This is a genomic window from Virgibacillus salinus (genome assembly GCF_900102415.1).
GTDB classification, from domain to species: Bacteria; Bacillota; Bacilli; order Bacillales; family Amphibacillaceae; genus Lentibacillus; species Lentibacillus subterraneus.
Genome location: NZ_FNKD01000001.1, coordinates 484,576 through 506,376 on the forward strand (window position 1 = coordinate 484,576; position 21,801 = coordinate 506,376).

General features: G+C 39.5%; 18 protein-coding genes and 1 riboswitch. Of the genes, 11 read left to right on the plus strand and 7 right to left on the minus strand.

Translation table 11 applies throughout. The features are described 5' to 3' along the window. Nucleotides 1-114: 114 nt before the first annotated feature. Entirely contained in the window at nucleotides 115-750 is a 636-nt protein-coding gene (locus tag BLS02_RS02455) for a hypothetical protein (protein WP_092491373.1), read from the plus strand. 54 nt (nucleotides 751-804) lie between these two features. Further along, nucleotides 805-1,788, plus strand: a complete 984-nt coding sequence (locus BLS02_RS02460; RefSeq protein WP_092491374.1) for a helix-turn-helix transcriptional regulator — start codon at nucleotides 805-807, stop codon at nucleotides 1,786-1,788. Nucleotides 1,789-1,817: 29 nt separating this feature from the next. On the opposite strand, the gene BLS02_RS02465 is transcribed toward BLS02_RS02460, so the two are convergent. The 5 genes from BLS02_RS02465 to rarD form a co-directional block, all read right to left on the minus strand. Beyond that, on the minus strand, nucleotides 1,818-2,441 hold the full coding sequence (locus tag BLS02_RS02465) for a YpmS family protein (protein ID WP_092491375.1): 624 nt from the start codon (nucleotides 2,439-2,441) through the stop codon (nucleotides 1,818-1,820). Nucleotides 2,442-2,453: 12 nt separating this feature from the next. After that, entirely contained in the window at nucleotides 2,454-3,341 is an 888-nt protein-coding gene (locus BLS02_RS02470) for an SGNH/GDSL hydrolase family protein (protein WP_092491376.1), read from the minus strand. Nucleotides 3,342-3,758: 417 nt separating this feature from the next. Next, nucleotides 3,759-4,751 (minus strand): homoserine dehydrogenase, encoded by a 993-nt coding sequence (locus tag BLS02_RS02475; RefSeq protein WP_092491377.1) that lies wholly within the window; start codon nucleotides 4,749-4,751, stop codon nucleotides 3,759-3,761. Nucleotides 4,752-4,808: 57 nt separating this feature from the next. Then, nucleotides 4,809-6,569, minus strand: a complete 1,761-nt coding sequence (locus BLS02_RS02480) for a PLP-dependent aspartate aminotransferase family protein (RefSeq protein WP_092491378.1) — start codon at nucleotides 6,567-6,569, stop codon at nucleotides 4,809-4,811. A 97-nt stretch (nucleotides 6,570-6,666) separates the two neighbouring features. Next, a riboswitch (SAM riboswitch) is annotated at nucleotides 6,667-6,784 on the minus strand. 285 nt (nucleotides 6,785-7,069) lie between these two features. Continuing rightward, complete coding sequence (rarD, locus tag BLS02_RS02485; RefSeq protein WP_092491379.1) at nucleotides 7,070-7,972, minus strand: EamA family transporter RarD; 903 nt, start codon at nucleotides 7,970-7,972, stop codon at nucleotides 7,070-7,072. Between the two features lie 225 nt (nucleotides 7,973-8,197). Here rarD and megL point away from each other — a divergent pair, with 225 nt between their 5' ends. Beyond that, the gene (megL, locus tag BLS02_RS02490) at nucleotides 8,198-9,382 is read left to right on the plus strand and encodes a methionine gamma-lyase (RefSeq protein WP_092491380.1); all 1,185 of its coding nucleotides are present in this window, start codon (nucleotides 8,198-8,200) and stop codon (nucleotides 9,380-9,382) included. On the opposite strand, the gene BLS02_RS02495 is transcribed toward megL, so the two are convergent. Further along, nucleotides 9,383-9,940: a short-chain dehydrogenase gene (locus BLS02_RS02495; protein WP_092491381.1), complete on the minus strand. Its 558-nt coding sequence runs from the start codon at nucleotides 9,938-9,940 to the stop codon at nucleotides 9,383-9,385. Between the two features lie 101 nt (nucleotides 9,941-10,041). Between BLS02_RS02495 and cls the strand changes: the two genes are divergently transcribed. From cls to hutG, 7 genes are all read left to right on the plus strand, one after another. Next, on the plus strand, nucleotides 10,042-11,484 hold the full coding sequence (gene cls / locus BLS02_RS02500) for a cardiolipin synthase (RefSeq protein WP_092491382.1): 1,443 nt from the start codon (nucleotides 10,042-10,044) through the stop codon (nucleotides 11,482-11,484). A gap of 62 nt (nucleotides 11,485-11,546) precedes the next feature. Continuing rightward, a complete protein-coding gene (locus tag BLS02_RS02505; RefSeq protein WP_092491383.1) occupies nucleotides 11,547-12,068 on the plus strand; it encodes an acyl-CoA thioesterase in 522 nt (173 codons plus the stop codon). 295 nt (nucleotides 12,069-12,363) lie between these two features. Next, the gene (locus BLS02_RS02510) at nucleotides 12,364-13,788 is read left to right on the plus strand and encodes an alanine/glycine:cation symporter family protein (RefSeq protein ID WP_092491384.1); all 1,425 of its coding nucleotides are present in this window, start codon (nucleotides 12,364-12,366) and stop codon (nucleotides 13,786-13,788) included. Between the two features lie 605 nt (nucleotides 13,789-14,393). Next, nucleotides 14,394-15,914 (plus strand): histidine ammonia-lyase, encoded by a 1,521-nt coding sequence (hutH, locus tag BLS02_RS02520; RefSeq protein WP_092491386.1) that lies wholly within the window; start codon nucleotides 14,394-14,396, stop codon nucleotides 15,912-15,914. Then, complete coding sequence (gene hutU, locus BLS02_RS02525; protein WP_092491387.1) at nucleotides 15,907-17,553, plus strand: urocanate hydratase; 1,647 nt, start codon at nucleotides 15,907-15,909, stop codon at nucleotides 17,551-17,553. The genes hutH and hutU overlap by 8 nt, the downstream gene beginning before the upstream one ends. Nucleotides 17,554-17,568: 15 nt before the next feature. After that, on the plus strand, nucleotides 17,569-18,822 hold the full coding sequence (hutI, locus tag BLS02_RS02530; RefSeq protein WP_092491388.1) for an imidazolonepropionase: 1,254 nt from the start codon (nucleotides 17,569-17,571) through the stop codon (nucleotides 18,820-18,822). Then, the gene (gene hutG, locus BLS02_RS02535) at nucleotides 18,819-19,760 is read left to right on the plus strand and encodes a formimidoylglutamase (protein ID WP_092491389.1); all 942 of its coding nucleotides are present in this window, start codon (nucleotides 18,819-18,821) and stop codon (nucleotides 19,758-19,760) included. The genes hutI and hutG overlap by 4 nt, the downstream gene beginning before the upstream one ends. Before the next feature lie 38 nt (nucleotides 19,761-19,798). Here hutG and BLS02_RS02540 read toward each other — a convergent pair whose 3' ends face one another. After that, on the minus strand, nucleotides 19,799-20,128 hold the full coding sequence (locus BLS02_RS02540) for a winged helix-turn-helix transcriptional regulator (RefSeq protein ID WP_092491390.1): 330 nt from the start codon (nucleotides 20,126-20,128) through the stop codon (nucleotides 19,799-19,801). 181 nt (nucleotides 20,129-20,309) lie between these two features. On the opposite strand from BLS02_RS02540, the gene BLS02_RS02545 reads away from it, so the two are divergent. After that, nucleotides 20,310-21,554: an aminopeptidase gene (locus tag BLS02_RS02545; RefSeq protein WP_092491391.1), complete on the plus strand. Its 1,245-nt coding sequence runs from the start codon at nucleotides 20,310-20,312 to the stop codon at nucleotides 21,552-21,554. Nucleotides 21,555-21,801: the final 247 nt, after the last annotated feature.

Consider the following 21,801-nt stretch of genomic DNA (forward strand, 5'->3'; position numbering starts at 1 on the left):
TGTAACTTAAAAAAGACTATATTTTTTACTGAATGTATGTAACAATATATTAACGATATATAAAACGTTAACAAGTTACCATCATAGATTGGTAACTTAACGGAGGGGAATTAAATGGGGGAAAACAGGATTTATTTTCTCTTTACAGACACTGGGACATACTTATCCCGGCTAATTAACTATTGCACAAAGCAGCCTTTAAATCATGTCTCTCTTGCATTTGAGCCAGACTTACAGGAAGTTTACAGTTTTGGTCGAAAAAAACCGCGTAATCCTTTTATCGGAGGATTTGTGAAGGAAGATATTCGCAGTGATTTTTTAAAAAATTCAGCATGTGCTGTGTATTCATACGGGCTATCTGAAACCGATACGAATAAAATTAAAGAGAAAATTGAAGAAATCGAACTGCGTAAAAGTAACTACAAATACAATTTCCTCGGCTTGATTGGGGTATTGCTGCAGGTTGAGATAAATCGGGAAGACGCATTATTTTGTTCTCAATTTGTTGCTACGGTTCTTCAGGATGTTGAATCACTGGAATTTAAAAAACCAACCTGTTTTACAACACCAGCAGATATTCGCAATCATGAGGGGCTGGAATTAGTTTATCAAGGAACACTAGGTAACTATCAAGAAAGCCAAAGGGACTTGATAACACAACGAAGGCTGGTAAAAGGTGAGGCACAATTAACAAAGCAATCATTTATTTTCTTACTATCTAAAAAAGTAAAACGATTAGTCATCAAATGAGAAGAACCTTACATTATATGTATAGGTTCTTTTTATGGAAGGAGATGTATTTAGTTGGAAAGAAGTAGTAATTATCGATTATTAAAAATCAGAGAGATTTTATTTAATGAAACTGATGAATATCATGAAATGGGTATAGGCGAACTAAGCGAAAAGATTCGAATAATTGCTGGTGATGTTACCTTTGATAACCGAACGATAAAGCGTGATCTTGAAGCTTTGGATGATATGGACTTTGAAATTGTCCAAAATAAAGGCAAATTCGGTAAAATATTATTTAGCCATCAAACGAGATTATTTGAAACGTATCAGCTGCGACTGATTATTGATGCTATTTTATCGGCACGTTTTATTACAACAAATGAGAAAGAGAAATTGATCCAGAAAGTAAAGGAACTGACTAGTAAACATATTGCAAAAACCTTGCCAGAGCCAATTTTGTTTGATCAGTCAGCCAATATTGACTATGAACTGGTCAAGATTAATATTGACTGTGTCCATCGAGCAATTTCGGAGGATAAAGTTCTTACATATCAATATGGAAAATTTAATGTAAAGAAGGAATTCGAGTATCATCGTAATGGGGATTTCTATCATGTAGAGCCATATGCACTAATTTGGCAAAATGACTACTATTACCTAATTGGGCGATTTCAGGATACAAATGAATTAAGGCATTATCGATTGGATCGAATCCGCCATATTGAGGTAAGCGAAAAGCACTTTACCAAATGTGAATTCAATCTTCAGGAGTACGTGAATCAAAGCTTTCATATGTTCGCTGGAGAAGAAATGTGGATGAAAATAAGATTCCATAACAGCATGGTTAATGTAGTTTTGGATCGCTTTGGGCAAGAGGCGGATATTAAGGAAATGGATGAAGATCACTTTATGCTGACAACCAAAGTCAAGCTATCGGATGGGTTAATAAATTGGATTCTCACATGGGGAAACAAGGCAAAAGTTCTATCTCCAGACCACCTTGTTGAGAGAATGAAAGACAAAATTATTCAAATGAGTGAGGTTTATCAAGATTAAAAATCGGGACTAGTCTCCCGATTTTTCTATTATTCTTCCATTTCAATCCCTAGTGATTTGTAAGGAACTTTAATTTTAAATGCTAGATTGTTTGCTTCTAAGTCAATATGCTCTACACTAACTTGGAAATTACTTCTGATCTCCATATCTGTTACTGCAAGATAAATTTCCTCTTCTTTTGGATCAACTGCAACCCACTTTGGCATTGGCAAGTACTTTTTCATGTATTCCATTATTTTCTGATTAGGCAGTTCCAGTAATCCAATAGAGATGGATTTCTGTTTCAAAATCACGTCGCCATTTTCCTGAACAAAGGGTTCGAAATGAACAGAGAGTGGGACAGTAGATGAGAATACGGGAAGTTCACCGATCAAGTGAACATCCTCATCCAATGACACTTCATAATGGTGGTTAGTACCTTTCAAAAGCTTATCGGTATATGCATTTACTAACTCATTTAAGTTCTTTTTTGTCGTACGAACGATGAATTCTGAACTTTGCTGCGTTTCATACTCCTCATTAGAAGGTGTTTTTGTGTCGGAAACTGGCCAAAAAATAAGAGCAGCAATACATATAAAAATGACAATGTTCAAACCTAGTAAAATCAAAAAAAATCGTTTCCATCTATTTTTTGACTTTTTATGTTCCGCCATTCCACTTACCTCCTAGTCTGTTATATGTTCTAATACTCGTTTGGCAATCCGTTGATATCCCAGATGGTTAGGATGAAAATTATCATCTGCGATTAAATTTTTATCTGTATCCTCAAATAGATCAACTGTAGGTATAAATGTCGCATTCTCATATTGTTCTGTGACATTTTTACCTGTGTTGTTCCAATTTTCAACAATCATACCAAGTTCTTCGAGATCTTTAAAATATTTTTCAAAGGGATTATAGAAACCTAATAGATATATATCAGCGTCTGAGTTTAGGTCTTTGATTCTTTCAAAAATAATTTTTAACCGTTCTTTGTATGCGATCCGTTCTTGGGAAAAATCCTTAATCGTCAAGTCGGAAAAGTTTTCTTTGACGACTTGCATAATATCATTTGCGCCTATTGTAATCAATACGATATCTGCTTCTTTGACCGATTGTGCTATTTCGGGCTGTTCAAGCCGTTTTAATAGCTGGCTTGAGCGGTTCCCACGTTTTCCATAGTTTTCAAATGTTACCAATTGATTATCTTTATTAATGGTATTATCCAGAATACCAATATAACCACCATCAACTACTTTATCGCCGACACCTTGTGTTAATGAGTCTCCAATGGCTGCAACATGCGCTTCTTTATTTGTGAAAAAGTCAATTGTACCTTGAAGTGCACCACTTATTATTTCTCTGAATTTAGTGATTGGTTCTTTTGTTTCTTCTTCTGGCTGTTCATCTTCCGTTTCTATTTCTTTGTCTGGTTCAGTTTCCTGCTGTGTCTCTTCCTGTGAATTATTATCTGCTGATTCATTTAAATTTGGTTCAGGTTGATATAAAAAGATAATAATAGCTAAACCTATAATCAGTATACCCAAAATAATAAAAATGTATCTTCTTTTCATGAATCTCACACCTATACTGAAATATTCTACCTATATATTGAAATGATATTTTATCTTAGTACATATCACGTTTTATTACTATATATGTACCCATTATAATTGGTAAGTATCAATATTTCATATTTCGATTGTATTACATTTTAATCTAATAAGAGATAATTCCCTTTACCTTCTATACTTAAACTAAAAAAATCGCCTTCAGTAGAAGACGAATTTTTCTAGCGCTTAAGAAAGTATAAATTCTTTCATACTGCGTGTGTTCAACTGTGGCTTAACGATAAGCCATGTTATAAAAAAAACATCTAGCTTCAGCGCTCGTGAATTTCCTTCACTTCCTTACGATAAAAGATGAAGGATGTTCGACTAAAACCACCACATCCTGTGGCAACGTCGATCCACCCACAATGAGGGGAGCAGCTAAACGGGCGCTCCAGCTATTGCAGCTTGCTCTTTTTTAAACAAAATACAAAAATCCTCAATCATTGCACTCGCGGTAGGAAATGATCCTGCTCCTGGCCCCGCGAACGTTAAGTCACCAACTATATCTCCTTTAATATGAATAGCATTGTTTACGCCTTCAACAGCATATAATGGGTGTTCTTTGGAAACTGCTTCTGGTTCAACGCTTGCAGTAAGGTTCCCTGTAGCATCATAACCTATCTTTGCAATATGCTTAACTCGTTTACCTTCCGTTTGTAACCCTTGAAGGGAGTCCTCGGTAATATCACGTATTCCTATTCTTTTAACATATTTTAAATCAGGTTGTTTTTCAAAAATAAGGTCACTAAGAATCATTAGCTTATAATATGCATCAAAACCTTCAATGTCATTTTCTGGATCTGCTTCGGCATACCCCCAGTTTTGTGCCTCATCCAAAGCAGTGGAGAATGTTATGTTCTTTTCCCGCATTGCTGATAGGATAAAGTTGGTAGTACCATTTAAAATTGCTTGCACATATTGGATCTGATTTGCTTTTAAAAGTTGTTGGATAGTCTGGATAATCGGTATGCCACCGGCTGTAGTTGCGTCATATCCAATTTGAACATTATATTGGGTGGCAAGTCTTTTCAACTCTTCACCGTGGATTGCGAACATTTCCTTATTAGAAGTGATGACGTGTTTTTTTGCTTGGATACATCTTTTCAGCAATGAAAAAGCTGGTTCTTTTCCAACAATTGCTTCAAAGACAACATCGATCTCAGGGTTATTTAAAACAGTATTAACATCTGTTGTAATGTTTGTCTTGGCTGAAATTTTCTGATGTTTGTCAGGATTCTCAATAATAATTGTTGAAATGTTGATGGGAGATCCGACTAGTTTTTCGAGCCGTTGACGGTGAATGTGCAGTGTTTGGTAGACACCGCAGCCAACTGTTCCAAGTCCGATTAACGCAATATTTATCGGTTTCATTTGTTAATCCCTCCCTCATCTAAAAATGATAACCGTAGATCCTTCGTTTTTTTACACTTAAGCTTCTACTAGCACACTTCCAGAGCCGTTTTCTCGAATGCGAATCGCTTCATGGTAAATGTTTTTATCTGTAATAACAGAAATTCCAGCAGCTTTTGCATGGTTTACTGTTTCATCTGTATCTTTTGGATTTTCAACCCAAATAATTTTACCGTCCTTATTAATAAATTGCTCGATAGTTTCTGGTGGAAGAATTCTGTCATAGGACAGAATGGCATCAATTTCAAGTGGCACATCATCTAACTGTTCATATGTTTGCACATTTAATATTTCTTTTGAAGAAGTACTTAATGGAACAATTTGAAATCCTAACTGCTGTAATTGTTTCGTACTTTTATAAAATGAATTAGTTTGATCATCCAATCCGCTAACCGCAACTACCTTTTGGCGAATACCACCGTCTTTACGGTCAAATGGTGAAGATAAGAGCCACTTGACTGCATCTTCTTCTGTTGCTTGAAATGTTTTTGCTTCACCGGTTGCATTAGCGATTGCCTGGTCTAAATCAACTAATATATCATTGGTTGATTCGAGTCCAATAGAAAGTCTCACTAACTCTTCCGTAACACCGCTTTTAACCAGGTCTTCTTCACCTAATTGTTGGTGTGTAGTTGACGCTGGGTGGATGATTAACGACTTCGCATCACCGACGTTGGCAACATGTGACCAGAGTGTAACACCATCAATCAATTTCCGGCCTGCGTCACGGCCACCCTTTATTCCAAACGTTATAATCGATCCATAGCCATTCTGTAAATATTTATTGGCTAACTCGTGTGATGGATGATCCTGTAACCCAGGAAAATTAACCCATTCAACTGCAGGATGTTTTTGTAAATATGCTGCAACTTCTTCGGCGTTTTTGTTATGGCGCTCAACACGTAAGTGCAATGTTTCCAGTCCTTGTAAAAACAGGAATGCATTCTGTGGACTTAGGCAGGCACCTATATCGCGCAGCAGCTGCACGCGCAGTTTGGTTGCGAACGCTGCCGGCCCAATATCGACGTAGCGAAGTCCGTTGTAACTCTCGTCGGGTTCAGTAAAGACTGGGAATTTACCGTTCCCCCAATTGAACCTACCGCCATCAACGACAACGCCGCCGATAGTTGTACCATGACCGCCGATCCACTTAGTAGCTGAATGTACAACAATATCCGCTCCCCATGTCAGTGGCTTCGTATTGTATGGAGTCGCAAATGTATTGTCAATGATTAATGGAACCCCGTTGTCATGAGCAATTCCTGCAATTTTTTCAACGTCCAGCACATTTAGACTTGGATTTGTGATAATCTCTCCGAAAATAGCTTTCGTTTTTTCGGTAATTGCAGTAGTAATAGTCTCTGGATCTGTTCCATCAACAAATTTAACGTCGATTCCGTATCGAGGGAGAGTGTTAGCAAACAGGTTATACGTCCCACCGTATAGATTACTGTCAGCAACGATCTCATCACCACTGCTTGCAAGATTTAAAATGGCCAATGTAATGGCTGACATCCCGGATGAAGTTGCAACTGCGGCTACGCCATCTTCCAGTAATGCGATTCGCTGTTCGAATGCATCAACTGTCGGATTCATGATTCGTGTATAAATATTACCTGGTTCTTGTAGCCCGAAAAGATTTTGTGCATGTTCGGTGTCCCGAAAAACGTAGGAAGTAGTTTGATAGATGGGTACCGCACGTGATCCGGTTGTTGGATCTGGTTCCTGACCTCCGTGAAGTAACTGTGTTTCCTGATTGTGCAAATGAAAATTTGACATGATAAATTCCTCCTTTAGATTTTACTGTTTTCTGGAGGGAGAGGAGATAATAAAAAGCCCTCTTCCTAAGAAGAGGGCGTAATATGTAACGATCCTCCCCTTATCTTCCAGATCATACTTGACCTGTAGGATTTAGCACCTTACTAAGCATTAGTTAAGCTTTTAAGGTTGCCGGGTTTCACAGGGCCTATTCCCTCCACCACTCTCGATAAGAGATGTAACTTTATTGGCAGTTAAGAAAGTATAAATCCTTTCTTGCTGCATAATTGCAACTAAGGCTTGGCGATAAGCCAAGTTTTCTAAAGTTATTGAACATTATATACGCAGGAATGATTGTACGTCAAGTGAATTCTGAAAATTGATTTAATTTTGGCTGATTTAAGTTTGTTGCCGAATAAAAAATTGACAGCTACGCAAGACTCCGGAAGCAAGGAACGAGCTGAGGAGGCTTGCTGCTTGCCCGCGGAAAGCGAGTATATTTTCACTGCGTCATTAAGAGCCTAATTTTTCTCCCTAAGCCGACCTGAACTACGATGTGCAGATGACATGTATATAAATAGTGCTATCCAGATTAATGCGAACGATATAAAATGCGCCAGTGAAAAAGTCTCCTGATAAACAAACACACCTAGAACTAGCATGATAGTTGGTGCGATATATTGAAGGAATCCTACCATTGATAATGGGATTCGTTTCGCGCCGCTTGCAAACAATAATAGTGGAATCGCTGTAACGACACCAGCGCCAAACAGTAATAACCCAAAACTGGAGAACATTGGATCAGATGCCAATGAACTGCCAGGGATAGATAGTAAATAAATAAGAGCAATAGGAGTTACAATCATTGTCTCGATAGTTAGACCGAACATTGCACTAACATCTACAGTTTTTTTTAGCAATCCGTAAATTGCAAAACTGAATGCTAACAATAGTGATACCCACGGAAAGACACCATAACTGATTGTCAAATTAATAACACCAACTGCAGCAAGTAGAAATGATAGCATCTGGCCACGTGTTAATGTTTCTTTTAGCACAATCATTCCTAATAAAATACTTACAAGCGGGTTTATGTAATAACCGAGGCTTGCCTGAATTACATGTTCATTGTTAACCGCCCATATAAAGGTAAGCCAATTGATGCTAATGGCAACTGATGCGAATGTAATTCCAGTCAATTTTTTTCTATCGTTTAAAATAATTCTGCATTCCTTTAGGAAAAGCTTCCATTTTTGGACAACTAGAACCACAATAATCATAAAAATAAATGACCATAATATACGATGTGCTAATATTTCATCAGGTGGAACCTGGTCTATCAGCTTCCAATACGCGGGAAGAAATCCCCATAATAAATAGGCGCCTGCTGCATATATAATTCCAATCTTATTTTCTTGATTCATTTTGAAGACCCCGTTTCTAGGATATATCCAGATTCAAGTGAACACTATCGAATCATGCGATATGCATACTACTAATCTAAGTAAGCTAATTCTAGATTTTCTTTCTGAAAAAAGCAATAACTCTGCTTTTAACATTTCTTCAGAAAACGCTTTCAAAAAGTTGGTAAATACAATATGATAGTAGTATATGAGATTATAAGATTGTTTATCTGGGGGGACTTACTAATGGCAAAAAAACATAAACACTTTGAAACATCGGTTATTCATGAAGGGTACGATTCCAAAGACATGCTTGGTAGTCTTGCAACACCTTTGTTTCAGACATCAACATACACGTTCGAAACAGCAGAGCAAGGAGAACGACGATTTGCAGGTGAGGAAGAGGGTTATATCTATTCCAGGTTAGGAAATCCCACAGTAAGTGTATTAGAAGAACGGATTGCAGCTTTGGAGAGCGGCGAACGCGGGCTAGCTTTTGGATCAGGGATGGCTGCTGTATCTGCTATTTTGATTGCTCTAACAAAAGCGAATGACCATGTATTGTGTTCATCAGGATTGTATGGCTGTACTTTCGGTTTACTAGCAATGATGGAAGAAAAATTTAATATTTCACATGATTTTTCAGCAATGGAAACAAAAGAGGAAATTCGCGCGCTAATTAAGCCTGAAACGACATGTATTTATGTCGAAACGCCAATTAATCCGACGATGAAGTTAATTGATCTAGAAATGGTTGCTGAAGTGGCTCATGAAAAGGGGATTCCGGTGGTTGTCGATAATACATTTTCATCACCATATTTACAGCGACCACTTGAATTAGGGTGTGATGTTGTACTCCATAGTGCAACAAAATATATTGGCGGCCATGGAGATGTAGTAGCAGGGCTTGCTGTTGGAAAAAAAGACTTTTTGGATAAGGTTGCGATGACAACCCTAAAGGATATCGGCGGAATTATGTCACCACTGGATGCATGGTTATTACTAAGAGGGCTTAAAACACTTCCAATTCGGATTGACCGCCATTGTGATAACGCGGAAAAAATATTTGGGAAGTTGCGTAACCATCCTAAAGTTGCACGTGTTTTTTATCCAAATGATGAAAGTCATCCTGATTTTCCAATTCGTCAAAAACAAATGAAACGCGGTGGTGGTTTAATTTCATTTGAAATAGACGGAACAAAACAGGATGCACAACGAATGCTGAATAACCTGAAGTTCCTAAAAATTGCTGTCAGTCTTGGTGATGCGGAGACATTAATTCAGCATCCGTCAACTATGACACATGCCGTTGTACCAGAGGAATCTCGTCTTGAAATGGGAATAACAGATCAGCTTATCCGGTTATCCGCAGGTCTTGAAGCGTGGGAAGATATCTGGGAGGATCTGGAACAAGCTTTGAATAACCTTTAATTATTGTGGTCGCATGTCCCATGGTTCTAACGTCCCAACGATGGTCTCATTACTATCGGTAGTGATAGCATGAATGACACCGCTTGAAATTTCATTATGAGTAAGCCAGCGGGAATCGTTGTTTTCTAAAATGAAACCTAAATAGACACGTCTGTACAAGCAATTTTTTGGTACAGGCGTGTTTTCTTTTTCCAAAAAACGGGCACTACCCTGTATGTGGATTAATCGCCAATCAGTGCTTAAATCCTGCTTGCTTATCATATCCTTAATTAAAGGAAGGGCTTGCGGAGCTGACGAATGAATCCAACTGACCACAATGTCAGGTATACCATTTGTTTCAAACAAGTTGGATAATTCGTTTGATAAACAAGTACTGTTTTGATAATCAACAGCAATTCCATGAAGGTTTTCTGGCTGAATAGTCTCTTGTTTCAGCTTATTAAGTTTAGATTGGTTCCGTCCAATAACATATACATGATAATCTTGTTCAATCAGCCAATGACATACATTTTTCAGCATGCCAGTACCTCCAACAACTAGTGCGTATTGATTTTTCATTTTTCCACACCCTTTATATATATAATACAAGGCTAACGTATTAACGAAAACTATGCTATATTAAAGGATAACGTAACTGCTTGGTAAGGAGAGATATACACGTGAGTTTTTTGTCTGTTTTCTTTGGTTTTATACTTTTCTTTAATATTGCGCTGGCATTAACGATTATCTTTCTGGAACGAAAAGATCCAAGCTCAACATGGGCATGGTTAATGGTATTGCTTTTCATCCCAATTGTCGGGTTTATTTTGTATTTAATTTTCGGCAGGAGACTAAGTTCCCAGCGGATATTCACATGGGATACAAAGAGTAAGTTGGGTGTGAAAAGGGCTGTACAGAAGCAGTTGCGTGCAATAGAAGGAAATAATTTTAACTTTAAGCATAAAGAGTTAATTGAATATAAGGATTTATATTATTTACATCTACGTAATAACGATGCCCTTTTCACACAAGATAATAGTGTGGAAATATATACGGATGGTGAAAAGAAATTTGCTGCATTGCTTGAGGACCTGGAGAAGGCGGAGGATCATATACATTTGCTTTACTATATTATTCGTCATGATAAATTAGGAATGAAAATTGCCGATGTCCTGATTAGAAAGGCGAGTGAAGGTGTTGAAGTACGTGCATTGTATGATGATATGGGTTCAAGAGGAATCAGTAAAAAGTTTCTCAATCGTATGCGTAAAGCAGGGGTTCAGGTTGAATCATTTTTTCCGCCAAAGATACCCAAAGTTAATTTGAAAATCAATTATCGGAATCACCGGAAACTAGCTATTATTGATGGTACAATTGGCTATATTGGCGGGTTTAACATTGGTGATGAATATCTTGGCCATAACAAAAAGTTTGGTTACTGGCGTGATACACATTTACGTATTAGCGGTGATGCTGTGCCCAACATGCAGACACGCTTTATTTTGGATTGGAATCAGGCGTCACGTAACGATATTATGTATGAAGACCGTTACTTTGCAGCAGAAAGTGACGGGGATGTCGGGGTGCAAATCGTCTCAAGTGGACCGGATTCTGATTGGGAACAAATTAAAAACGGTTATATCAAAATGATTATGACAGCAAAAGAATATGTTTACATACAAACGCCATATTTCATTCCGGATGAGAGCCTTCGGGATGCATTACGAATTGCCGTATTATCAGGTGTTGATGTAAAGATAATGATCCCGAATAAACCGGATCATCCATTTGTCTACTGGGCAACACTCTCTTACATTGGTGATTTACTTAATGCGGGTGCAGATGTTTATATTTATCAGCATGGATTTCTTCATGCAAAAACGATCGTTGTTGATGGAAAGATAGCCTCTGTCGGGACCGCAAATATTGATGTGAGGAGTTTTCGATTAAATTTTGAAGTCAATGCATTTTTATATGATAAAGGTTTAGCGGAAAGGTTAGTAGAAGAATTTCACGATGATGTTGCACACTCAACGATAATGACGAGGAAACTATACGCCAAACGCTCATTAGGAGTCCGGTTTAAAGAATCGGTATCCAGATTACTTTCACCCATATTGTAAGGAGTAGATGGGGTTATATCGGGTAAGATATATTAAGATAATATTATTTAGGAGAGATTTAAATGGAAAGTAAAGCATGCTCATATTCATTAGCAGTAAAAACATCACACGTTTTGCCGCCAGATACGAATTCACATGGTACATTATTTGGTGGGAAATTAATGGCCCATATAGATGATGTGGGTGCGATTGCTGCAGGGCGGCATGCCAGAAAACCGGTTGTTACTGCATCAACCGATTCAGTAGACTTTTTAGCTCCAGTGAAAGAGGGTGATACCATCTGTGTTGAAGCGTTTGTAACATGGACTCACAATACATCAATGGAGGTGTTTGTGAAGGCTGTTACAGAAGATCTGCTGACAGGTGATAGAAAAGTTTGCACAACAGCTTTTATGACATTTGTGGCAGTTGATGATGATGGGAGACCAACACCAATACCTTCCGTTTATCCTGTAACAAGTCAGCAAGAGAATTTACACGAATCTGCACCTGTTCGTGCAGAAAGGCGGAAAGAACGGAGAAAGCATTCAAAAGAGGTTGCATCTACTTTTGGTACAGATTTCCCTTGGAATCAAGGGGTTTAGGAATTTTTTCCCATTGAGTTTAAATCTGAATTTAAGATATAATAATTATTTAACAGGAGCCATTTTTACTGGCTTCTATTATTTTTATTCAGTTATTATAAATACGTTCTTAGTGCATAAGTGCAACTAAGGTCATCTATATTAAGGCATGCTCTCCAGAGTATAAGGGGCTCTAGGAAAAATAAGATCTCATAAGAATCCCTTTAACGAATATCAATTTTCTAATGAAAGATTACAGACCTAAAGAATGGGGAATAACCCTATAAATATATGGTTTGAAAGGGGAACAAACATCATGGAATTATTCGAGAAACTACTTGGAATAGCAAACGAAACGATGTGGACATATATTTTAATAGCGGCCTTAATCGGAGTGGGACTTTGGTTCACTATTAAAACGAAATTTGTTCAATTTCGTTATTTGCCAGAAATGTTCCGCGTATTATTTGATAAACGAACAATTAATGCTTCAGGAAAAAAAGGTACATCATCGTTTCAGGCATTTGCAATAAGTGCTGCATCACGCGTTGGTACCGGAAATCTTGCCGGGGTTGCGTCAGCGGTTGCAGTTGGAGGCCCAGGTGCTATTTTCTGGATGTGGCTGATTGCGCTGTTGGGTTCAGCTACAGCATTTGTAGAAAGTACACTTGCACAAGTTTATAAAGTTCCAGAAGCTGATCAGTATCGCGGTGGACCCGCATATTATATGGAAAAAGGGCTTAATAAGCGCTGGCTTGGGATAGTGTTTGCAATCACCATTACATTTACATATGGTCTTGTATTTAATTCTGTTCAATCCAACACAATAAGTCTTGCCTTCAATGGTGAATTTGATATAAATAGAAACATAATGGCTGTTATTTTGGTTCTGTTAACGGCAATCGTTATATTTGGCGGACTAAAAACCATCGCAAATGTAACACAAATTATCGTTCCGGTGATGGCGATTCTATATATTATCATAGCTATTTATATCCTTATTATTAATATAGCTGCTGTTCCTGACATGATTTCATTAATTTTTGCAAATGCATTTGGTATTCGTGAAATTGCTGGCGGCGGATTTGGTGCTGCCATTCTAATGGGAATTAAGCGTGGATTATTTTCCAATGAAGCTGGTATGGGTAGTGCGCCGAATGCTGCTGCTACTGCGGAAGTTTCCCACCCAGCCAAACAGGGGTTGATTCAGGCATTAGGTGTATTTTTTGATACGATCCTTATATGCAGTGCGACAGGGTTTATCCTGATTTCTGCAGGGGGGATTTACGGAAGTGAAGCGGATGGAATTCAATTGACACAAAATGCATTCGAATTCCATATCGGCGACTGGGCAGCGGTCTTTATAGCCATCGCAATTTTCTTCTTTGCTTATAGCTCTATCCTTGGAAACTATTACTATGGGGAAAATAATATTGGTTTTATTAAAGATAGCAAGACAGGTCTATTTATTTATCGTATCGCCGTATTGGCAATGGTAGTATTTGGTGCAATCGCTACATTCGATCTAGTATGGGCAATGGCCGATCTGACAATGGGGATTATGGCGCTGATTAACCTCTATGCCATTACCAAGCTGTTTAAAATTGCCAATCGCGTGTTACAGGATTACCGCGAACAGCGGAAGGCCGGTAAAGATCCCGTGTTTTATCGTGATACACTGGATGACCAGACAGGTATTGAGTTCTGGGGCCGTGATCAAACATCGGAAAAAGAAGAATAAGCTTAAGGTGCTGTCTGCTTCCTGATGGGGAGCAGGCAGTTTTTATCGTATAGGAAATTTTAAAATTTAAGTGCTGTGGATAATTGGACTACCGAATCAGCGACGTCCAGCTCCAGCGCCTAGCGCCTAGTGGACTTCCCTCCCCGTGTCTACGATAAGTCAACATCGAATCGCTTACGCTCTTCGTGTATCCTTTATCTCACACGGGTCAGTCCAGTCCATACGGCGCTGAACAGGCGTTTGCGCTTTTGTTCTGTTTTGCAGCTGAATTAGGTGAATTCGCTGAAGTTGTCACAGAATCGGCTGAAGATCACAATGATTCGGCTCAAGCTGTCACAAAATCGGCTCAAGTTCACAAATTTCCCGCTCAAGTTCACAATTCCACCCACCACCACGACAAAAGTAAATTTGCATCCTCGCAGGAAAACGCTTACAATATAAAGTAAGAAAATTTCAATATTGAGGTGCGATTATGTTTTCACATTGGAAACAACAACATTTACTCACCGGTAATAATAAATATTCAGGAGGCATGGTTTAACGACCATAGCCTCCTTTTACTTTGCGTGCTTTATTATAGTAAAGCGATGATACGGAGGTGCAAAATGATTATTTTAACAGATGAAACGTTGTCACTGGATGAGGTGAAACGGGTTGTTTTTGACTATGAGCAGGTAGCTCTATCACAAGATACTGAAGTAAAAATTGATGCCAACCGAAAAACCGTCGAAAATATGCTCAATGAAAAGAAGACCATGTATGGCATTAATACTGGCTTTGGCAAGTTCAGTGATGTCTTAATTGCCGAGGAGGACTTGGATGAACTGCAGTTAAATCTGATTCATTCGCATGCATGTGGTATTGGTGATCCATTCCCAGAACCAATTAGCCGGACAATGCTGCTGTTGCGAGCCAATGCGCTTGTTAAAGGATACTCGGGGGTGCGAACGCAACTGATAAATCAATTTATAGAGCTGATTAATGCTGGGATTCATCCGGTTATTCCCCAGCAGGGTTCACTTGGAGCTAGTGGTGATTTGGCGCCACTGTCACACCTAGCATTGGCTTTACTTGGTGAGGGGGAAGTTTTTTATAACGGAAAACAGATGAACACGGTGAATGCTTTAGCAGATGCAGGTATCCCATCGATAACACTTAAAGCAAAAGAAGGGCTTGCGCTTATTAACGGGACACAAGCCATGACGGCCGTTGGTGTGGTAGCTTTTTTGGAAATGGAAAAATTACTCCATCAAAGTGAACAGACTGCAGCAATGACGATGGAAGGTTTAAACGGAATAATGGATGCATTTGACCATGATTTACAACAGGTACGTGGCCATCAGGAACAGATTAATGTAGCAGCACGAATTCGCTCAATTCTCTGCGATAGCAAGCTTACAACAAAGCAAGGTGAAATTCGGGTTCAGGACGCGTATTCATTAAGGTGCATTCCACAAGTACTTGGAGCATCATGGCAAACAGTTAATTATGTAAAGGAAAAGCTGGAAATTGAAGTGAATGCCGTAACCGATAATCCGTTGATTTTTTCAGATGAAAATAAAGTGATTTCGGGCGGGAATTTTCACGGCCAGCCTATAGCCTTTGCAATGGACTTTCTAAAACTTGGAATTGCTGAAACTGCTAATATCGCAGAGCGCCGAATTGAACGGCTGGTGAATCCACAGCTGAATGATCTGCCACCATTTTTAAGCCCGAATCCAGGCTTGGAATCAGGAGCAATGATTATGCAGTATAGTGCTGCGTCACTTGTTTCGGAAAATAAAACGCTCGCACATCCAGCAAGCGTCGATTCAATTCCGTCATCAGCTAACCAGGAGGACCATGTGAGTATGGGAACGATCGCGGCACGTCATGCGCTTCAGATGCTGCAAAATACCCGTCATGTTGTTGCGATTGAACTTATTTGTGCCATGCAGGCAGTTGAGTTTCGAGGTATTGAAAGTATGGCATCGCAAACGCGTGAATTTTATAAAAAAGCACGTAATCTAGTTCCTAGTATTACGAAAGACCGAGTATTCGCAACGGATATTGAAAGTCTAGCAAACTGGCTAAAAACTGATAAGGAAAGTGAAGTAAATTATAAAGGAGGGGTTTTACATGAGTAAAGTGACGGCTAAAAAGGGCTTAGAACTGGAATGTAAAGGCTGGGAGCAAGAAGCTGCATTACGGATGCTGTACAACAATCTTGATCCGGAAGTGGCAGAAAACCCGGATGAGCTTGTGGTCTATGGCGGTATTGGTAAGGCTGCACGTAATTGGGAAGCCTTTGATGCAATAGTTAACACACTTCGCAATCTGGAAAATGATGAAACAATGCTGGTTCAGTCCGGTAAGCCTGTTGGGGTTTTTAAAACACACAAACATGCACCACGTGTGCTTCTTTCTAATTCAGTATTAGTTCCAAAATGGGCAACATGGGACCATTTTCATGAGCTCGATAAACAAGGGTTAATGATGTATGGGCAAATGACAGCAGGAAGTTGGATCTACATTGGTACACAAGGGATCTTGCAAGGAACCTATGAAACATTTGCAGCACTTGCTAAAAAACATTTTAATGGTTCATTGAAACATACGATCACATTAACGGCAGGACTTGGAGGAATGGGCGGTGCACAGCCTCTTGCTGTCACGATGAATGAAGGGGTTGTTATCGCTGTAGAAGTGGATAAGAGCCATATTGAAAAACGGATTAAGACAAAATATTGTGATGTGATGGCTGATAGTCTGGATGAAGCGATTAAACTGGCAAATAACGCTAAACAGCAAGGAAAGCCATTATCAATCGGACTATTGGGAAATGCTGCAGAGGTTCATCATGAACTTTTGACAAAGGATATACAGATTGACGTCGTAACTGACCAGACATCTGCACATGACCCTCTAAACGGGTATATACCAATTGGATATAATGTTGATGAAGCGGCTGTGTTACGCAAAAATGACCCTGCCAACTATACTAAACTAGCAAAACAGAGTATGGCTAAACACGTGGAAGCAATGCTTACCTATCAGCAAAATGGGTCGACTGTATTTGATTACGGAAATAACATTCGCCAGGTAGCTAAAGATGAAGGGATTTCAAATGCATTTAATTTTCCAGGCTTTGTACCAGCATATATCCGCCCACTATTTAGTGAAGGTAAGGGTCCATTTAGGTGGGCAGCTCTATCGGGGGACCCGGAAGATATTTATCGTACCGACCAATTAATTAAAGAACTGTTTCCGGAGAACGAAGGACTTATTCGCTGGATTGATATGGCACAGGAGCAAGTTGCCTTTCAGGGACTTCCTTCACGTATTTGCTGGTTAGGCTATGGAGAGAGGGCGAAAATGGGACTCGCAATTAATGAATTGGTCAGAAGCGGTGAATTGAAAGCACCAGTAGTGATTGGTCGTGATCATTTGGACTGCGGGTCGGTTGCATCACCAAACCGTGAAACAGAAGGCATGAAGGATGGCAGTGACGCTGTTGCCGATTGGGCTGTTTTGAACGCCTTAATTAATACGGCTGCTGGCGGTTCATGGATATCATTTCATCACGGTGGTGGTGTAGGTATGGGCTATTCGCTCCACGCAGGTATGGTCGCGGTAGCAGACGGGACTGACTTGGCAAAAGAACGTCTGGAACGGGTGCTAACAACTGATCCAGGGATGGGCATTATCCGCCATGCTGATGCAGGCTATGAAAAAGCGCAGAGATTTGCAGAAGATCACGATATTACAATTCCGATTAAAAAGTAGGGGGCGCTATTTATTATGAAAGTAGATACACTTATTACTAACATCGGTCAGCTATTAACGATGGATAAAAAAGGACCTGTTAAAGGTAGTGACATGAATGACTTAACGGTAATGGAAGGGGCTGCCGTTGCGGTTAAAGATGGGAAAATTAAATGGATTGGGTCAGCAGAAAAAGCGGTGAACATTCAAGCAGATAAAACTATTGATGCAGACGGAAAACTTGTTACCCCAGGACTTGTCGAGCCTCATACCCATCTGGTTTTCGGCGGGTCCCGTGAAGAAGAAATGGCATTAAAACAGCAAGGTGTTCCTTATCTGGAAATTTTAAAGCAGGGAGGAGGCATTTTATCAACGGTAAATGCAACGCGGGATGCCTCATATAATGAGCTGCTGGAAAAGGCGCTATTTCATTTGGATCGAATGGCTATGCATGGAATAACTACGGTTGAGGCGAAAAGCGGCTATGGACTTGATAAACAGACAGAACTTAAGCAATTGCAAGTAACTAAGGAGGCAAATGTAAAACATCCGCTCGACATTGTTTCGACATTCCTGGGAGCTCATGCAATCCCACCCGAACACAAAGAAGATCCTGAAGCGTTTTTAAGTCTGATGAGTGAACTTTTTGACGAAATAAAAGAAAAGAACCTGGCAGAATTTATAGATATTTTTACCGAGACAGGCGTCTTTTCTGTTGAGCAGTCGCGCCGCTATTTGAAAAAGGCTAAAGAAAAGGGTTTTGGCTTAAAAATACATGCTGATGAAATTGATCAATTAGGCGGTACTGAGCTTGCTGTTGAAGTTGGAGCAATTAGCGGTGAGCATTTGGCAGTTGCGTCTGACAATGGAATAAAACAGTTAGCATCATCGAATACAATTGGTGTTATCCTTCCCGGAACTGTTTTTTATTTAGGAAAAGATACGTATCCGCGTGCAAGAAAAATGATTGATGAGGGAGCGGCTATCACTGTTTCTACGGACTTTAACCCGGGAAGCTCGGTAACAGAAAATCTGCAGTTAATTATGTCAATTGCAGCGTTAAAATTAAAGCTAACACCGGCTGAAATATGGCATGCCGTTACCGTAAATGCAGCACATGCAATTGGTCGGGGTTATGAAGCCGGAACAATCGCTACCGGTCGCAGGGGCGATATTGTCATATGGGATGCCCCTAATTATAAGTACATTCCGTATCACTACGGGGTCAATCATGCAAATACGGTACTTAAAAACGGTGAAATTTTATATAAAAGAGGGGAAATACGATGAGTTTACGTCATGTGAAACCAGCTGGTGAAGCAATTTTTAAGGATCGATATACAACAAAAGCTAAAGAATTATTAACGCCATGGCAAAAGGGGCTAAATTATGATTTTTCAGTTGCAGGTGTCCCATTATCCAAACCATCGATAAGTCATTCAGGAGCATCCCAGGCACCAGGCGCGATCCGGTCAGCATTACAAAGCTACACAACCTATTCCGCTGAGTCTGGAGTTGAATTAACTGATCCGATAATTGATTTTGGTGATATTTATATGGACCCGACGGATATCAAGGGCAACCAGCACCGTATATATGAGGGATTGTCAGATGTCTATGCAACTAATGCGGCAAATCACTGGATGATACTCGGTGGGGATCATTCCATCAGTTATTCATCAATCAAGGCACATGCCAAAAACAGGACAGTCGGCGTTATTCAGTTTGATGCACACCATGACTTGCGCAATACTAAAGACGGTGGCCCAACAAACGGAACACCATTTCGCCGCTTACTTGATGACAGCATTATAAACGGTGAAAATCTTGTCCAAATTGGAATTCGCGACTTTACCAATGCCAAAGCATACCAGGAATATGCTGATGCGAACGGGGTAACAGTTTATACAATGAACGATGTGCATCAAAATGGAATAAAAGCTATTTTGGAAGAAGAATTAGAAAGGCTTGCCGGAAAAGTGGATGAAATTTATATGTCAGTTGATATCGATGTTTTGGATCAGGCATTTGCGCCGGGATGCCCGGCAATTGGCCCGGGTGGCATGGACAGTAAAACACTACTGGAGGGGGTGTTATTTGCGTCTGAAAATAAAAAAGTCAACACAATGGATATCGTCGAAATTGACCCAACAATCGACTTTCGTAATATGACAAGCCGGGTTGCAGCATATGTCATGTTGAGTTTTATGAAAGGGAAGCAGATATAATATAAAAAGGAGCCTGTGTATTAGGCTCCTCAATCATATTATACTTTGCTTTCGCCGATATCTTCTATAGACACCCAGTCATCAGCCCAGTGCTGAATTTCTTGAATAACCGGTTCTAAGGCTTTGCCTTTTTCAGATAATGAATATTCTATTCGAACTGGAAATTCCGAGTATATATTGCGCTCAATTATGTCTTTTTGTTCCAGCAACTTCAGGCGATCAGAGAGTAATCTTCCACTAATTGGCAAATCAGCTTCCATTTCGGAAAAACGTTTTGTGCCTTCTAGCAATTCAAACAATATTAGACCAACCCAGCGTTTACTGATAATTTCCATTGCATTTTCAAAACGCGGACATAAATCACTCATGCAGATCACCTCTCTGACGAAATAATTTGATTACAAATAGTAACCTATTTATATAGTAACATATAACTGGGGTTGCGTAAATCGGACATGATTCGAAATACCTGTCTTTATCATTTGGTAATTATTTAGATTTGTGAAATAATAACGATACACGAAATACTATTTTTTTGGAGGTAAAAGTATGGTAGATCAACAAACAAAGGAAAAGTATGCTGAATTAGCTTTACGTACAGGGGTTAATTTGCAGGAAAATCAGGCGTTGATGATAAATGCGCCAATTGAAGGAGCCGATTTCACAAAAATTGTTGCTCGAAAAGCGTATGAAATGGGCGCAAAGAATGTACATATTAATTGGGTTGATGATGAATTAACCCTATTAAAATACGAAAATGCACCAGATGAAGTGATTGCCGATTTCCCTGAGTGGCGTGTCAAATTACATGATACGTTTGCTGAGGATGGGGCAGCGGTATTGTCAATTCGCTCAACAAATCCTGACTTACTGAAGGATATTGACTCATCACGTGTCGCTAAGGCAAACAAGGCAGCAGCACAAGCAATGACAAACTTCCGTAAATATACGATGAATGATCGAATCACATGGTCAATTATATCGATACCAACAGGTGACTGGGCTCAAAAAATCTTCCCTGATAAATCAAAGGATAAAGCAATTGAGAGTCTTTGGGAAGCGATAGTTAAAATCGTTCGCGTTGACCAGGATAATCCAATAGCTGCATGGGATGCACATAACGAAACACTGAAAACAGCACGTGAAATATTAAATAAGAAATCATATAAAAAACTTATTTATAAAGCTCCGGGGACTGATTTGGAACTGGAACTTCCAGAAGGGCATATCTGGAAAGGCGGATCTGCAGTGTCTGAACAGGGCACTACTTTTAACCCAAACATGCCAACAGAAGAAGTGTTCTCCCTGCCACATAAATATGGTGTAAATGGAACAGTTTCAAGTACTAAACCATTGAATCATGGTGGAAGCTTGATTGATAATTTCAGTCTGACGTTTAAAGACGGAAAAGTTGTTGATTACAAAGCAGAACAAGGTGAAGACACACTTAAACATTTGTTGGATACAGATGAGGGTGCGCGTCGATTGGGTGAAGTTGCACTTGTGCCACATGAGTCACCAGTTTCACAATCAGGCCTGATCTTTTACAACACGCTGTTTGATGAGAATGCATCTTGTCACATCGCTTTAGGAAAAGCATACCCTACAAATCTTAAGGGTGGAGCTGAAATGAACGACGAGCAGCTTGATAAACATGGTGTAAATGATAGTTTAACACACGTTGATTTCATGATTGGTTCAGAAGAGCTTGATATTGATGGCGTGTTGGAAGATGGCACAACAGAACCTGTATTCCGCAACGGAACATGGGCATTGAATATTAAAGGTGACTAGTAATAATGGAGGAGTTGGCTGTTGTGCCAATTTCTCTTCTTTTTATTGACAAAAATCTTAAATGCGATACAGATTAAGAGTAATCGATTCGTAGTATTTAGTTTGGCTCCCTGACCCTCGCAGCTGGAATATACTGGCTTTCACCGCTCCGGGTACAAAGGAGACATCTGCCCAAGCTTAAGCTTTCGCAGTTTTTTCTTAGCCGTGAGCTCACCACGAGCATCCGACGCGTAGGACGTGCTATTGC

Bases quoted from the DNA above. Each gene is read 5' to 3' on its own strand.
- BLS02_RS02455 (WP_092491373.1), top strand. From the start codon at position 115: ATGGGGGAAAACAGGATTTATTTTCTCTTTACAGACACTGGGACATAC.
- BLS02_RS02465 (WP_092491375.1), bottom strand. From the start codon at position 2,441: ATGGCGGAACATAAAAAGTCAAAAAATAGATGGAAACGATTTTTTTTG.
- BLS02_RS02470 (WP_092491376.1), bottom strand. From the start codon at position 3,341: ATGAAAAGAAGATACATTTTTATTATTTTGGGTATACTGATTATAGGT.
- BLS02_RS02475 (WP_092491377.1), bottom strand. From the start codon at position 4,751: ATGAAACCGATAAATATTGCGTTAATCGGACTTGGAACAGTTGGCTGC.
- BLS02_RS02480 (WP_092491378.1), bottom strand. From the start codon at position 6,569: ATGTCAAATTTTCATTTGCACAATCAGGAAACACAGTTACTTCACGGA.
- rarD (WP_092491379.1), bottom strand. From the start codon at position 7,972: ATGAATCAAGAAAATAAGATTGGAATTATATATGCAGCAGGCGCCTAT.
- megL (WP_092491380.1), top strand. From the start codon at position 8,198: ATGGCAAAAAAACATAAACACTTTGAAACATCGGTTATTCATGAAGGG.
- BLS02_RS02495 (WP_092491381.1), bottom strand. From the start codon at position 9,940: ATGAAAAATCAATACGCACTAGTTGTTGGAGGTACTGGCATGCTGAAA.
- BLS02_RS02505 (WP_092491383.1), top strand. From the start codon at position 11,547: ATGGAAAGTAAAGCATGCTCATATTCATTAGCAGTAAAAACATCACAC.
- BLS02_RS02510 (WP_092491384.1), top strand. From the start codon at position 12,364: ATGGAATTATTCGAGAAACTACTTGGAATAGCAAACGAAACGATGTGG.
- hutH (WP_092491386.1), top strand. From the start codon at position 14,394: ATGATTATTTTAACAGATGAAACGTTGTCACTGGATGAGGTGAAACGG.
- hutU (WP_092491387.1), top strand. From the start codon at position 15,907: ATGAGTAAAGTGACGGCTAAAAAGGGCTTAGAACTGGAATGTAAAGGC.
- hutI (WP_092491388.1), top strand. From the start codon at position 17,569: ATGAAAGTAGATACACTTATTACTAACATCGGTCAGCTATTAACGATG.
- hutG (WP_092491389.1), top strand. From the start codon at position 18,819: ATGAGTTTACGTCATGTGAAACCAGCTGGTGAAGCAATTTTTAAGGAT.
- BLS02_RS02540 (WP_092491390.1), bottom strand. From the start codon at position 20,128: ATGAGTGATTTATGTCCGCGTTTTGAAAATGCAATGGAAATTATCAGT.
- BLS02_RS02545 (WP_092491391.1), top strand. From the start codon at position 20,310: ATGGTAGATCAACAAACAAAGGAAAAGTATGCTGAATTAGCTTTACGT.